The 14,852-nt window shown below is 72.1% G+C and carries 10 protein-coding genes; 6 read left to right on the top strand and 4 right to left on the bottom strand.

The features are described from left to right. Positions 1-21: 21 nt before the first annotated feature. On the top strand, positions 22-1,128 hold the full coding sequence (locus tag POL72_RS16085; RefSeq protein WP_272096225.1) for a cytochrome c biogenesis protein/redoxin: 1,107 nt from the start codon (positions 22-24) through the stop codon (positions 1,126-1,128). Positions 1,129-1,143: 15 nt separating this feature from the next. Here POL72_RS16085 and POL72_RS16080 read toward each other — a convergent pair whose 3' ends face one another. Next, complete coding sequence (locus POL72_RS16080; RefSeq protein ID WP_272096224.1) at positions 1,144-1,572, bottom strand: (deoxy)nucleoside triphosphate pyrophosphohydrolase; 429 nt, start codon at positions 1,570-1,572, stop codon at positions 1,144-1,146. A 214-nt stretch (positions 1,573-1,786) separates the two neighbouring features. Beyond that, a complete protein-coding gene (locus POL72_RS16075) occupies positions 1,787-3,139 on the bottom strand; it encodes a hypothetical protein (protein ID WP_272096223.1) in 1,353 nt (450 codons plus the stop codon). A 152-nt stretch (positions 3,140-3,291) separates the two neighbouring features. Here POL72_RS16075 and POL72_RS16070 point away from each other — a divergent pair, with 152 nt between their 5' ends. Both POL72_RS16070 and purM read left to right on the top strand, forming a co-directional pair. Then, on the top strand, positions 3,292-4,200 hold the full coding sequence (locus POL72_RS16070; protein WP_272096222.1) for a PhzF family phenazine biosynthesis protein: 909 nt from the start codon (positions 3,292-3,294) through the stop codon (positions 4,198-4,200). Positions 4,201-4,455: 255 nt separating this feature from the next. Then, positions 4,456-5,502 (top strand): phosphoribosylformylglycinamidine cyclo-ligase, encoded by a 1,047-nt coding sequence (gene purM, locus POL72_RS16065; RefSeq protein WP_272096221.1) that lies wholly within the window; start codon positions 4,456-4,458, stop codon positions 5,500-5,502. Positions 5,503-5,604: 102 nt separating this feature from the next. Here purM and POL72_RS16060 read toward each other — a convergent pair whose 3' ends face one another. Beyond that, entirely contained in the window at positions 5,605-9,285 is a 3,681-nt protein-coding gene (locus POL72_RS16060) for a serine/threonine-protein kinase (protein ID WP_272096220.1), read from the bottom strand. A gap of 217 nt (positions 9,286-9,502) precedes the next feature. Here POL72_RS16060 and purN point away from each other — a divergent pair, with 217 nt between their 5' ends. Together purN and POL72_RS16050 are read left to right on the top strand one after the other, a co-directional pair. After that, positions 9,503-10,216, top strand: coding sequence for a phosphoribosylglycinamide formyltransferase (gene purN, locus POL72_RS16055; RefSeq protein WP_272096218.1), 714 nt, complete (start codon positions 9,503-9,505; stop codon positions 10,214-10,216). Further along, positions 10,213-11,838: an NAD(P)-binding protein gene (locus POL72_RS16050; RefSeq protein WP_272096217.1), complete on the top strand. Its 1,626-nt coding sequence runs from the start codon at positions 10,213-10,215 to the stop codon at positions 11,836-11,838. The genes purN and POL72_RS16050 overlap by 4 nt, the downstream gene beginning before the upstream one ends. A gap of 362 nt (positions 11,839-12,200) precedes the next feature. Here the strand turns inward: POL72_RS16050 and POL72_RS16045 are convergent, their stop codons facing one another. Next, positions 12,201-12,995 (bottom strand): ABC transporter ATP-binding protein, encoded by a 795-nt coding sequence (locus POL72_RS16045; protein ID WP_272096216.1) that lies wholly within the window; start codon positions 12,993-12,995, stop codon positions 12,201-12,203. 327 nt (positions 12,996-13,322) lie between these two features. Between POL72_RS16045 and POL72_RS16040 the strand changes: the two genes are divergently transcribed. Further along, positions 13,323-14,777, top strand: coding sequence for a cellulose binding domain-containing protein (locus POL72_RS16040; protein WP_272096215.1), 1,455 nt, complete (start codon positions 13,323-13,325; stop codon positions 14,775-14,777). Positions 14,778-14,852 lie beyond the last annotated feature (75 nt).

Below are 14,852 nucleotides of genomic sequence, written 5' to 3'. Positions count from 1 at the left end.
TCCCGTCGATCTCGAGGACCCATGATGACGATCGGTTCATTGCTGACGCTCTTCGGCGCGGGGCTGCTGACGTTCGCGTCGCCCTGCGTGCTCCCGATGCTCCCCGTCTACCTGTCGGCCCTCGGCGGCGCCGGGGCGCTCGGCGGTCCGGACCCCGCGGCGGCGAAGCGCGGCGTGCGCCTCGCCGGTGTCGGCTTCGCGATCGGCCTCGCGATCGTGCTCGTCGCGCTCGGCGCCGGCGCCTCGGCGATCGCGGCGGTCCTCGCGCCCCACCGGCGCGCGTTCACCGTCGCCTCCGGCGTGATCCTGGCGCTCTTCGGCGCGAAGCTCCTGGGCGTGCTGCGCCTCCCGTGGCTGGAGCGCGAGGCGCGCCCGCTCCTCTCCCGCCTCCCGAGCGCGGGCGGCTTCTGGGGGGGCACGCTCTTCGGGATCGCCTTCGCGGCAGGGTGGACGCCGTGCGTCGGCCCGGTGCTCGGCGCCGCGCTGACCTATTCGGCCAGCGCGGGCGCGAGCCCGCTCACCGGCGCGATCCAGCTCGGCGCTTACGCCGCGGGCCTCGCCGCGCCGCTCGTCGCCGCGGCCTTCGTCGGGCCGGCTGCCGTAGAGCTCGCGCGCCGCGTGATGCCGGCCACGCCGGCCCTCCAGCGCCTGACGGGGGCGCTGCTCGTGGCCGCCGGGATCGCGGTCGCCGCCGGCCGTCTGGACGCCCTCTCGCCGGCGCCCGCGGCGGCCCTGGACGCGGGTGCGCCCTGCGAGGTCGGCCCCGCCGGCGCGTGCGCGGCCCCGGAGGGCGCCGTGGCGCACGGCGACGTCGCGCTGCCCGAGGGGATGCCTCGGCTGCTCGAGTTCGAGAGCGCGCACTGCGCGGTGTGCGAGCGCATGGCGCCGCTCATGAAGGAGCTCGAGGCGCGCTGCGCCAGGGAGGACGGCACCGTCCTGCGCATCCAGGTCGACGACCCGCGCGGGCGTGCCCTCGCCGCCCGCTACGGCGTGCGCTTCGTGCCGACGTTCCTCAGCGTCGACGCCGCAGGGCAGGAGGTGGAGCGCGCCGTCGGCGAGCTGCCTGCCCAGCGGCTCGCGAGCCTCATCGGCGACGTCCGCGGCGAGGCGTGCCCCCCTGCCCTGTGAGCCCCGACGACGGGGCTAGGCTCCCGCGAGGCGCGCGCGCACCTTGGCGAGCACCGCGACGTCGGCGGGGGGAAAGAGCTCGTCCCGGAGATCGGCCGCCTCAGCCCAGCGCACGGCGGCGACGTCGAGCGCGGCGGGCGCGGGCGAGCCCTCGGCGAGGGCGGCGGCGTAGAAGAGGAGGAGCACCGGCTTCTTCGGATAGCGGTGGTAAGTCACCTCGACGATGTCGCCGACCTGGGCCTCGACGCCGATCTCCTCGCGCAGCTCGCGGATCAGGGCGTCTCGCGGATCCTCATCGGCCTCGACCTTGCCGCCGGGGAACTCCCACGCGCCCTCGAGGTGCGCGCCCGCCTTGCGCTGCGTGAGCAGGACGCGGCCGCGCTCGATGATGACGGCGGCTGCGACGAGGACGAGGGGAGGAGAGGGCTCGGGCGTGGCGGACATGGGCGCGTAGAATGTCGGCCGCGGCGCGCAAGACAAGGGCGAACGGCACGCTCGACGCTGCGCTTCCCCCCGGAGTCTTCATTGCCTTTCTGGGCTGGGATTTCTCACCCTCGGACTCGAGCTCCGGCGGCGGCGGGAGCGGGGGCGCGATCGGCGGCACCGGCACGACAGGGAGCACCTCCGGCACGCCAGCGCGGCCAGTCGCGTCCCGTCATCACGGTTCGTAGCTGGGCAGCTCGATCACGTAGGCGTCGACGGTATCCCCGTTGCCCCAGTCGCTCCCGAACACGGCGCGCGTGCCGCTGGGGCTGGGCACGGTGTGCGGCTCGGCCCAGTACGGCTCGGCGAGGTGGGTGTTCTCCTTGCCCCAGCTCCGGTGGCGGCCAATGCGGCAGACCTTGCCCGTGCTCGTGTCGGCGATCAGGTTTTCCATGTCGAGCACCCCTCCGCCCGACGCATCGCCGATCGACGACACGAAGACCCACCCCGGCTGCTTGTACGCCATCCCCGAGATGTGCCCTGTCGGGGGATAGGGCCACCCCGTCTCCGGGCCAATGACCACCTTCGAGGTGCCCTCCGCGAGATCCCATGTCACGAGGAGCCCGAGGTCGTCGTTCCCGCCGGGGCCGGGATCATAGACAGCCCCGTTCCAGGTGTCGTGGCCGTTCACCATGCTCAGCGACGCGTGGCCGTACGGCTCCAGCAGGTCCAGCGTGCGCACCACGTTCAGCTGCGGATCGATCACGCCGCCGCTGTCGCTCAGGAACGCGAGCGTCCCGCTCGGCGCGACCTGGGCGGGGTTCTCGTCGAGGGCCTTCCTGGCGAGTACCGTATTCTGGCCGATATCATAGAGGAACACCTGATCGTCGCACGCGAGGCCGATGCGGTTCGAATCCCACGACATGAACAGCGGGTCGCTGCCCGCGCTCGCGCCGCCCGAGCAGAAGTCGAACGTCGTCACGACCTCCTTCGTCCCGGAGCCGACGTGGTAACGGATGAAGTCCTTGTCGTCCACGTAGAACAGGACGTCGGGCTCGGAGGTGTGCCAGTACACCTGCTCGATGTCCGCAGGCGAGATGTCGAGCGCCTCGATGAACTCGTAGGTTTTGCCGTCGTAGAGCTGGTGCTCGCCGGCCGCGACCGAGAAGAGGATGAGCCTCGACTCGTCCGCGTTCCACGCCGAGATGGTCGAGTACATCGGCTTGATGACCGGGTCGTTCCCGCCGCCCGGCGCGACCGCCGTGATCCGGCGGATCGTGGTGCCGAACTCGGCGTCGGTGACGGCCTCGCCGAGCGCCGGCTTGGCGAGCTCGGTCATCGGGCGCGCGTCCTTGTCCTGCACGAGGCCCGCGCAAAGATCGATCGGCTCGCCCGGGCCCGCGCCGCCCGCGCCGCCCACGCTCGAAGAGCCGCCCATCCCCGTCGCGCCGGCGGCGCCCGTCCCCGCAGCGCCACCGGATCCGGGCATTCCTCCGGTCCCGCCGTCTCCGGCCGAGGTGCCGCCGTCGGAGCAGGCGGCGAGGAAGGAAGAGGAGACAAGGACGGTGACAGCGACGCCGACTCTCATGGGGTTTCCTTGGCGCGAGCCACGACGCGTGGCCGCGGCAGCATACCCCGAGGCGACGTCAGGCGTACGCGACGGTTTGCAAACTTGCCGGCTGTCCCGCCGCACGGCGACCCCGGTCGCGGCACAGCCTGATCGGGTGTGGTGCTGTTGATATGGCGTCGCTTTTCACGCTACATTCTCGTGCAGGCCAGAGACGCCGGCTCCACTCGCCGGAGGCGGCCTCCGCACCGGACGATCGAACCCTCGCTGAGCACGTCAAGGACCTGGCGGACACCGTGCGCGCACCCATCTTTCAGCTCGATGCATTCACCACGCGGCGATTCACAGGGAACCCGGCGGCCGTCGTGGTTCTGCAGAATTTCCCCCAGGAATCGGTCATGCAGGCCGTCGCCGCAGAGAACAATCTGGCGGAGACAGCCTTCCTCGTGCGCGAGGACGCCGAGTACCGCCTGCGCTGGTTCACACCGATGACGGAGGTGCCGCTCTGCGGCCACGCCACGCTGGCGAGCGCGGCCGTGGTCATGGAGCGCCTGGAGCCCGCGCGCAGCCGGGTGATCTTCCATTCGGCGAGCGGGCCGCTCACCGTTACCAGGGCGAGCGCCGGTTACCTCATGAACTTCCCGGCGCGTTTTTCGGAGGCCGTGCCGCCTCCGCCTGGCCTGGCAGAGGCGCTGGGGCTCGCTCCTCTCGAAGTGCATGTCAATGCCTTCAACTACATGGCGGTCCTGGAAAGCGAGAGCGCGGTCCGGACCGTCGCGCCCGACATGGCACGTGTGCGCCGCCTCGATCGCAGCGGGCTCATCGTGACCGCTGCGAGCAGCGGCGAGTATGATTTCGTGAGCCGCTACTTCGCTCCCGCGAAAGGCGTCCCGGAAGATCCGGTCACCGGGAGCGCTCACTGCATGCTCACCCCCTACTGGGCCAAACGACTGCACAAGAGCGAGTGTCGCGCCTTTCAGGCATCGCAGCGAGGTGGAGAAATGACGTGCCGGCTGCTCGGCGATCGCGTCGAGATGGAGGGTGCCTGCGTCTTCTACATGGAAGGCGAGGTGGAACTCTGAAGCTCATGCGCTCGCATCGCTTGTTGCCGATCGGGTCATCCAAGAAGCCCATCCACGCGACGTCAAGACGCTTGCGGATGCCATACAACCTTCACCGGAGGAACGAGCGGCAGGCCGGCCGGTCGCCGGCCCGACCCGAGGCGCTCCCCGCGGCACGGGGAGCCCGGCCGCCCGCCGACCCCGGAGCCGCCCGGAGGCCGGGGCCGGAGAGCGAGCCCGCTTCCCTTTGCCGCCGAGGTGTGGGATGCGCCTGCCATGAGCGTCACGTACCGGGAAGCCGGGGTCGATATCGATGCAGGGGACGCGCTCGTCGAGCGCATCAAGCGGCTCGCGAAGCCGACGCGCATCCCCGAGGTGCTCGCCGACGTGGGCGGCTTCGCCGGGCTGTGCGCGCTGCCGGGCGGGCTGTCCGAGCCGGTGCTGGTCAGCGGCACGGACGGGGTCGGCACCAAGCTGAAGGTGGCGTTCGCGACGGGCGTCCACGACACGGTCGGCATCGATCTCGTCGCGATGTGCGTGAACGACGTGCTGACCGTCGGCGCGCGGCCGCTGTTCTTCCTCGACTACTTCGCGACAGGCAAGCTCGACGTCGACGTGGGTGAGGCCGTGGTCCGCGGCATCGCCGAGGGCTGCAAACAGGCCGGCTGCGCGCTGATCGGCGGCGAGACGGCCGAGCTGCCGGGCATGTACGCGGACGGCGAGTACGACCTCGCCGGGTTCGCCGTGGGCGTCGTCGAGCGCTCGCGCATCCTCGACGGCAAGCGGATCGCGGTCGGCGATGCGGTCATCGGCGTGGCGTCGAGCGGGCTGCACTCGAACGGCTTCTCGCTCGCGCGGCGCGTGCTCGAGAAGGAGATGGGCCTCACGATGAGCGACCGCGTGGCCGATCTCGGCGGCACCGTGGGCGAGGCGCTGCTGACGCCGACCCGGATCTACGCCCGCGCGATCACGGCGCTCCTCGCGGCCTGCGGCGATGCGGTCCGGGGGCTGTCGCACATCACGGGCGGCGGCCTGCCGGGGAACCTGCCGCGCGTGCTGCCGGACGGGCTGGGCGCGCGGCTCGACCTCGGCTCCTACCAGCGGCCGGCGGTGTTCCAGGTGCTCCAGCGCGGCGGCCCCGTGGAGGAGGCCGAGATGCGGCGCACGTTCAACCTCGGCGTCGGGCTTGTCGCGGTCGTCGAGAAGGGCGCCGCGGACCGGGCCATCGAGGCGCTCGCGAAGAGCGGCGAGCAGGCCTGGGTGCTCGGCGAGGTGCTGTCGGTCGGCGACGTGCCGTTCGAGGAGCGCGTGCTGTTCGGATGAGAGGGCCGGCGAGGGCGATGCGCGGCGCGCGGGCCGCGCGGCGCGAGACAACCGGGCGGGCCCGGATGCGCTGAGCGACCGCGCGGGACGCGCGGCGCGAGCTCAGCCGCCTTCGAGCCGCGATCGCAGCTTCTTGATCGCCTCGTCGATCGCCCGGTTCGTCTTGTAACAGGGCCTCACCGTCGTCTCGAGCACGACCAGGGTGCGCTCGTCGCCCTCGGAGACGGCGCGCTCGAGGAACGGGAGCTTCTCGCCGCACGTGGCGTCGCGCAGCTCGAAGGAGATCCGGACCGCAGGGGTCCCGCGGGCCGCGATCTCCGGATCGCGCAGCAGCTTCGCGGCCCGGGTGGCCGGCGTGGAGCGGCCGCGGGTCTCGACGATCTCGTAGAGCACGTCGATGCCCGCCGTCCCGAAGCGGCTCGAGAGCGCGTCGAAGACCTTGTCGGCGTGCTCCTCGCCCGTCTTCGCGATGGCGATGGCGACGTTGCGCGCCGCGATCGCGAGCGGGCGCTCGCGGAGCGCCGTCGGATCGTGCTCCGCGAGCTTCTGGATCGCGTCGGCGGCCTTCACCCACCGGCGCGCCCTGACAGCGTCGGTGAGCGCCTTCCGGGCCGCTTCATCCGGCGGAGGCTCGGCCGGCGCATCGGGCGCCGCCGACGCAGCGGCCTCGGGCGCCGGCGCCGTGGGCGCGGGTGCCTCGGGGACGGCGGCGTCTGCCGGGGCCGGCTCGCTCGTGGCGAGCGCGCTCGCGGGAGGCCTCGCGGGGCCGAGCTGGGGCTCCGGCTCGGGCGGGGCGCGCCCACCGCCGGCGAGCGCCGCGATCACGGCCGCCGCAAGGATGCCGCCGCCCAGGTACGGGGCCAGCCGGCCGACGCGGCCGCCGAGTCCTTCGTGGCTCAGCCGCGACGCGCGAGCTTCCCGGGCTTCCCGCTTTCGCCTGGCCTTCTCCTCGCGCTCGCGCGCGGCGCGCTCTGCCTCCTCGGCGAGCTTCCGCTTGGCCTCTTCCTCGCGCTCCCGGGCGACGCGCTCTGCCTCGGCGGCCTCCAGCTCCCGCAGCAGCGTCGGGGCGAAGGCTGGCCGCGAGCCGCTCATCCGCTCGGACGTCGGCTCCGAGACGGGCGCCGCCTCCTCTGCGGGCGGCTCGTCCAGCGGAGGGGACGCGGACGCCACGGGCGCCGGCTCGTTCTGCGGCGGCTGCGCCTCCACGGACGGCGCGGGCGATGGCGATGTCGCCGGCTCCGCGCTCGCCCCTGACGGCGGCTTCGACGACGCCGGCTTCGCCACGGATGTCGGCTCCGCAGCGGACGCGGACAGCGGCTCCGATGACGCACGCTCCGCTGCAGGCGACGGCGGCTTCGACGACGCCGGCTTCGCGACGGACGCCGGCTCCACAGCGGACGCGGACGGCGGCTTCGATGACGCGCGCTCCGCTACAGGCGACGACGGCGGCTTCGATGACGCGCGCTCCGCTACAGGCAACGACGGCGGCTTCGATGGCGCACGCTCCGCTGATGGCGGCTTCGATGACGCAGGTTCCGCCGCAGACGACGACGGCGGCTTCGACGACGCCGGCTTCGCGACGGACGCCGGCTCCACAGCGGACGCGGACGGCGGCTTCGATGACGCACGCTCCGCTGACGGCGGCTTCGATGGCGCAGGTTCCGCCGCAGACGACGACGGCGGCTTCGATGGCGCAGGTTCCGCCGCAGACGACGACGGCGGCTTCGATGACGCACGCTCCACAGCCGACGCAGACGGCGGCTTCGATGACGCGCGCTCCGCAGACGGTGGCTTCGATGGCGAGCTCTCCGCCGAAGGCGACGACGGCGGCTTCGATGGCGCCTGCTCCGCTCCAGGCGACGACGGCTCGTCCACGCCCGACGGCGATGGCTTCTTCGCCGAGGGCTCTACCGGACGACGCTCGGCCTGACCCGGCGACGACAATAGATCGTCCAGCGACAGTCGTAGGGAGCTCAGTCCCGTTGCCGCCGTCGCCACAGGCGCTTCGACCGACCGCGCTGCCTCCCCAGGCAACGGAGCCGCTTCCGGCGACGGAGGCGTCGAGGCCGGCCGCGCCGGCTCCTGCGACGGCGCCGCCGCATCGAGCAGCTGCGACGACTCGCGCGGCGGCCCCGGGTCATCGGCCCCGGAAGGAGCGCCGCCGCCTGCTGCTTCCCGAGCGAAAGCGGCCTGGGCGATGAGCGCGGCGCCGCCTACCGTCGTCGGGCGCGCGTCCTCCGGCACGCTCGAGTCGTCGGCCGCGGCGGCAGCGTCGGCCCTGGCGACCTCCTGCGCGAAGGCGACCTGCGCCATGAACGCCGCGCCGCCGACGGCCGTCGGGCGCGAGTCGCGCGTCAGCTCGGCGACGAGGGTCGGCGTGTTGCGCACCGGCGTCGGCCGCGAGTGGCTGAGGGCGTCCTCGTCGTCTTCTTCGTCGCCCTCCGGCAGCTCCGAGGCCGCCGCCGCCCCCGCCGGCTCCACGGGCGCCGTCATCCCCGCCAGCTCCACGCTGTCCGCGCGGCCCTCTCCCGGCTCGCTCGACGCGCGCGCTCGCTCTGCCTCCGGCGCGTCCGCGCCGCTCCCGGCCGGCGCCAGCGCGTCCGCGACGTCGTTCAGCGAGACAAGGCACGAATCCCCGAGGACGATCGCCGACGAGCCGCCGGCGCTCGCGTCGGTCGCGCGCGACGGCGCGCTGGGCACGGGCGGCCGGTTGCTCGGCACGCGCGCCGCGTCCGCGATCGCGGGCACCGACGTCATCTCCGCCCTCGATGACATCTCCCCCCTCGATGCCATCTCCGCCCGCGGCTCGTGCACGGCGATCCCCGACACGGAGCACGCGTCGTCGAGCGCCGCGATCAGCTCCGCCGCGGTCCCGAAGCGGGCGCGCGGATTCTTCTCGAGGAGGAGCCGCACGACCGCCTCGAGGGCAGGCGGGACCTCGACGCCGGGCGAGTGCGCGGCGATCGCCGGCACGGGCGCGCTCCGCTGCTGGTTGAAGAGCTCGACCGGATCCTTGGCCAGGAACGGGTGCTTGCCGGCCAGCATCTCGTAGAAGATCAGGCCCACGGCGTAGAGATCCGCGCGCTCGTCGACGAAGTCCATCCCGAGCGCCGACTCCGGCGCGAGGTAGGCGATGGTCCCGAAGATCACGCCCGCCGTGGTGAGCCGGACCGGGAGCGAGTCGGCCCCCGCCCGCGCGGACTCCGGCGACGCGACGGACCGGCGCAGCTGATCGACGCTCACCTTCGCGAGGCCGAAATCGATGAGCTTCACGAGGTCGCCCTGCGGCTCGACGACCATCACGTTGCGCGGCTTCACGTCGCGGTGGACGATGCCCATCGCGTGGGTCGCGTCGAGCGCGGCCGCGAGCTGCCTGGCGATCAGGGCGGCGCGCGCGGCGGGCAACGGCCCCCGCCGGATGATCTCGTGGAGCGTCGTGCCGCGCACGTACTCGAGCACCAGGAAGAACGACCCGTCCTCCGCCTCGCCGAAATCGGTCGCGGTCGCGACGTTCCGGTGCTCGATGTGCGCGCCGGCGATGGCCTCGCGCTCGAAGCGCTGCACGAGCTCGGGGAGCCGCTCGGTGTCGGGGTGCAGGATCTTGATCGCGACGCGCTTGTGCATGTGCACGTGCTCGCCGCGGTAGACCGCGCCCATGCCGCCCATCGCGATGACCTCGTCGATGCGGTAGCGCTTCGAGATCACCCGCCCGAGGTAGGACCTCGCCCGGTGCTTCGCGGCCTCGTCGGCGGTAAGGGTCGGCTCAGGCGGGCGTTCCGACATCGTGGCGCCGCCACCCTACCCCGAGCGGCGCGGCATTGGTAGGTGGCCGGCCAGAGGGGCCCGGCCCCGACGAGGCGGGAGCGCGCGCAGCCGCAAATGACAGCGCGAGCGGCCCGGCGGTCGCCTCGCAGCCCTCGAGGCGTCCCCCCGGGGGCCGGGCGGCCGCTTCCGCCCCGGATCTCTCCCGCGCCCGCCTCCGCCGTAGTATCTGCCCCCCATGCCCCCCCTCGATCTCGGCGTCCTCATCTCCGGCCGCGGCTCGAACCTCCAGGCGATCCTCGACGCGATCGCCGCCGGCCGCCTCGACGCCCGCGTGCGGCTCGTCCTGTCCAACCGGGCGGACGTGGAGGGCCTCGCGCGCGCCGAGCGCGCCGGGGTCCCCACGCGCGTCATCGCGCACCGGGACTTCACCGATCGCGACAGCTTCGACGCCGCCGTCGTCGCCGCCCTGCGCGAGGCGGGCGCGACCTGGGTCGTCCTCGCGGGCTTCATGCGCCTGCTGACGACGACCTTCCTCGACGCCTTCCCGCACCGGGTCGTGAACATCCACCCGTCGCTCCTGCCCTCCTTCCCCGGCGTCGACGCCCAGCAGCAGGCGCTCGATCACGGCGTGCGCGTCACCGGCTGCACCGTCCATCTCGTGGACGCCGGCACCGACACCGGGCCCATCCTCGCGCAGGCCGCCGTCCCCGTGCTCGACGGGGACGACCGCGACGCGCTCGCCGCGCGCATCCTCGTCCAGGAGCACGCCCTGCTCATCCGCGCGCTCTCGTGGATCGCCGAGGGGCGCCTCCAGATCGCGCCGCCTGACGTGCCGGGCGGGCGAGCGCGCGCGACGCTCGCCGGCGTCGAGACCGCGCTCGGGCTCGCCCAGAGCGGCCCTGCGCGCGGGGACGTCGGAGGCGTCGGAGAAGTCGGGGAAGGGGCGTGATCCACAAGCACTACGACGTCATCGTCCTTGGCCGGTCCATCGGCGCGCTCACGGCCGCGGCGCTCCTCGCGCGCCGCGACTTCACCGTGATGGTCGTCGGGCACGGCGAGCGCCCGGCCACCTACCGCCTCGACCAGCACGTCCTCCGCCGGCGCGCGTTCACCATGCTCGCCGAGCCCTCGCCCGCGTGGCGCCGCTTCCTCGTCGAGCTCGCCCAGTCGCAGACCTGGAAGCGCCGCATCGTCCCGGCCATGCCCATGCTGCAGGCCGTCGCGCCGCGCCGGCGCCTCGACGTGCCGCCCGACATGGTCCTCTTCGGCCGCGAGATCGACCGCGAGTTCCCCGAGCTCCGGCGGGTCGTCGACGAGCTCTACGCCGAGCTCGCCCACGTCAACGGCGCCGCGGACGACGCGTTCTCGCACGACGCCCTCTGGCCGCCGGGCACGTTCTGGGAGCGGCGCGAGACCGCGCGCTACGCCGGCCTGCTCCCGTACGCGCGCGCCGAGCCCGACGCCGACCTGCTCGTCGAGTTCCCGCGCGGCCACCTGTTCCGCTCGATCGTCACGCAGTCCGTCCTCTTCGCCACGGATCTCTCGGCGCTCCCGCCCCCCTTCGCGGTCGCGCGCCTGCACGGGGCGTGGACGCGCGGGCTGATGATGCTCCCGCGCGGCGAGGAGGAGCTCGAGGAGTTCCTCGTCGAGCGCATCCTCGCCCACGGGGGCCGCTGCCTGCTCGACGAGCGCGCCGCGTCGGTCCACGTCCGCCGCGGCACCGCCGCGGGGGTCGTCCTCGACGGCGACGATCACCCGAACGGCAGCAGCTTCGTCATCACCGACATGGACGGCGAGACGCTCGCGAGCCTGTCGGGCGGCGAGGGCATCCACAAGCGCGCGCTGCGCGAGTGGCCGCGGATCACCTCGTCGGTCGGCCGCTTCGTCGTGTCGCTCATCGTTCGCCGCGAGGGCTTGCCCGAGCCGCTCGGCCCGGAGGCGCTGCTGTTCCCCTTCCCGTCCGCGTCGACGGGCCGCTCGCCCGCGCCGCCGCGCGTGTCGAGCGACGGCGCGCCCGGGGGCCGGCCGAGCTCGCCGCGGCACACGCGGCCGGCCGGGCCCGGGCGCCCCGTGGTCCACCTCCAGCGCTGCGATCTGCCGGCTCCCTCGACCGACACGCTGCTCGTGGCGGAGATCCTGCTCCCCGACCGGGGCCCGCTGTCGCTTCTCGAGGCGCGCCAGGCGGTGCTCGACGCGCTCACGGCCGAGCTGCCCTTCCTCGAGCGCCACCTCGTGCTCGTCGACTCGGTGCACGACGGGCTGCCCGTGTGGCTCTACGACGGCCAGCGCCGCCGCCTCATCGAGCGCGCCGCGCTGAAGGGCGCCGCGCCGGGCGCCGAGCCGATGGTGCGGCAGCTCGAGGTCGACCCGCCCGGCTACCTCGGGCTCGCGGGCGAGCCGATCCGCGGGCCGATCGAGCGCACGCTGCTCGTCGGCCGGAGCGTGCTGCCCGGCCTCGGCCAGGAGGGCCAACTGCTCGCCGCCTGGGGCGCAGCGAGGCTCGTGACCCGGACCGACCGGCGGAAGGAGCGGATGCGGCGCGACATGTGGAGCAAGGTGGAGATCGGGTAGCGCGCGGGGGGCGGGCACTCGCTAGAGTGCCGGGTCCCCCCTCCACCGGTCACCAACGTAAACTTGAACGTGAACGTAAACGTAAACGTAAACGTAAACGTAAACGTAAACGTAAACGTAAACGTGGTCGTGGTCGTGGTCGTGGTCGTCAACGATAAGCCGTGAACGACCACGACCACGACCACGACCACGACCACGTAAACGTAAACGTAAACGTAAACGTTCGGATGATAGGAGAACGCGGCGCAAAGCTTCGTTAACGCCTATGCGCGAGGGCCTACCATTTTATGATCTCTCCAGTGCGCAGAGGACGAACCGTGCGTCTTGCGAAGCGGTGAGACGTGAAGGCGAGACTCCGTGCCTCAGAGAGATCGGGGGAAGACCTGGAAGAAGCCGTCGCGCTCGACGACGGTGAGGGGCACGTCGAACAGGCGCGACAGGTTGTCGTCGGTCAGCACCGCGCGCTTCGGGCCATCGGCGAAGACACGGCCTCTCCGCAGCAGGACGACGCGCCCGATCTCCGGCGGGATCTCGTGCACATGGTGCGTCACCAGGATCAGCGTCTTGCCCCGCTGCGCGAGGCGCCTGAGCAGGTCGATGAGCTCGAACGCGGCCTTCAGATCGAGGCTCGTCGTCGGCTCGTCGAACACCAGCGCCTCCGGGTCGTGCACAAGGGCGCGCCCGAGCAGGCAGCGCCGCTGCTCGCCGGCAGACATCTCCGCGATGGGCTTGCCGCCGAGGTGCGCGACGCCGAGATCGCCGAGCACCTCCTCGGCGCGCCGGCGCTGCGCGGCGGTCGGCGGCTCGTGCTCGTGCAGGCCGGCGCTCGCGAAGAAGCCGGAGAGCACCACGTCGCAGCCCCGCACACCCCGAGGATAGGCCATCTGCAGCTCGTACGACACGAGCCCTAACCTGCGCCGGAGTGCGGACACCTCCCACCTTTCGCGACCGAGTATTCGCACATGCGAGCTCTCGCGGTGGACCGGATAGATTTCCCGTGAGAGCAGCCGCAGCAAGGTCGACTTCCCGGCGCCGTTGGGCCCGAGGATCGCGGTGTTCTCGCCCTGCTCGATGCGCAGCGACAGCCCCTCGAAGACGCGCGTGTCGCCGCGGAAGACGTCGGCGTCCTCGATCTCGATGAGCGCGGGCGCGCTCATCGCTCCACTCCACGGTCCTGGTTCATCGGGCGCAGCCTACCCGCTTGCCGGCGTTCCGCACCGAGAAATCAGGCCGTTCGCGGTGGATCATCCGTGCCCCGGTTCGGCGATCCACTCCATCGGCCCACTCTCCATCTCTCGCGGACAGGCACCGTCGGAATGCGCCCGTGAACCGGCGTTCTCCGCTCTGGAGAGACGATGGCCCGGCCGTTGCAACGATCTACGAACCTTCCTTTCAACAAGCGCCCCGTGCCAAGCCGATGCTGGCACTCGGGAGTGGAAAAATCCGATGCGGCGCGGAGCCGCTCGGTCACTTGGAGATTGACAATGACGAAGATCAAGGGTTCGCTTTTCGGTGCTGGGGCAGCTCTGTGCCTGCTCGCCGCTGTCGGCGGGTGCATCGTTGTCGCGGACGATGGTTCCAGCGCCTCCGAAGAGGACGAGATTTTCGCCGATGAGGCAGCGGCGGCCGCGGCGGCATCGCAGATGCGCTTCGGCGTCGCCCCGCAGTGGAGCCAGACCTGGTCGCCGCCCCAGTCCGGACCCGCCAACGTCGAGGTGGTCGCCGTCGGGGACTGGTTGCAATCTGGCGGCTTCACCAGCACACATAAGACCAAGCTTCAGCAGATCGTCAACGCCGGGAAGACCCCCTACTTCTTCGGCTACATCGCCACGGACATGACGAAGAAGGGGCTCGGATCCGAGAACGATTGCGACGGCAACAGCGGCGCACCGCTGTGCCAGAAGGGCGCGGCGTACGTGCGCGCCAACATCGCCTCGATGGCGAGCGCCTACCAGAAGGCGGCGGCAGGGATCGGCGCGGCCCTCGGAGGACGCGAGGCGCTGATCCACATCGAGCCGGACTGGTACCAGTTCTCGCAGACGGCGCAGCAGAACGCGCTCACGGAGACGGAGTCCGACAGCTTCATCAACCAGATCCTCGGCGCCATCAAGTCGGGCTGCCCCTCGTGCAAGGTGGTCATCGACTTCAGCCCGTGGTTCAGCCCGTCGGCCACCAAGTGGGCGTCGTCGGTCGGCGACTTCTACGACGGCTGGGATCGCAGCGTGGTCAAGTACGTCGGTCTCACGGGCAAGCAATTCCCGTTCACCACGGGCAAGATCGACAACTTCACCTACAAGGAGATCACCACCGCGGTCAGCCTGCCGCTCGTCATCGTGGACGCGTACACGTTCGGCGGCGGCCCGATCAACGTCGACTCCACCTGGCTCAACGAGAGCAACGTCGCCAAGGCCGTCGACATGGGCGTCGCGATCGTCATGCTCTCCCAGACGGGCGACGTCGCCGGCTATGACAGCTTCATCGCCCGGGTGAAGGGCAGCAGCAGCTCCAGCTCCAGCAGCAGCACCTCCAGCAGCTCCAGCTCCAGCAGCTCCAGCACCTCCGGCAGCGGTGGTGGCGGCGGCGGCACCACCACGTCCTCGTCGAGCAGCAGCAGCAGCAGCACCGGCGGCGGCGGCAGCGGCGGGGGCAACCCCGGGACCGGGGTGCGCGTCGAGGGCGGCAACATCACCGTCAGCATCACCCCCAACTCGACGTGGACGGGCGGCTATTGCAACAACATCAAGCTGACGAAGACCGACAGCGGCGAGACCACATGGAAGCTCTACGTGCCCTCGAACGGCGCGACGCTCCGTGACTTCTGGAACACCAACGCCGTCAAGCAAGGCACCGACTTCGTGTTCACCGGCGTGAGCTGGAACGCCAAGATCAAGCCTGGGACGAACGTCGAGTTCGGGTACTGCGCGAACGGCACGCGCTGAGCTCCAGTCGACGAGCGCCGCGCCGATCGAGGAGGAGAGACGGCCTCCCGACGGCGCGGCGCACCTACCTCGCAG

This window comes from Sorangium aterium, from assembly GCF_028368935.1.
Taxonomy (GTDB): Bacteria; Myxococcota_A; Polyangia; order Polyangiales; family Polyangiaceae; genus Sorangium; species Sorangium atrum.
This window is presented reverse-complemented; position numbering and strand designations above follow the sequence as displayed.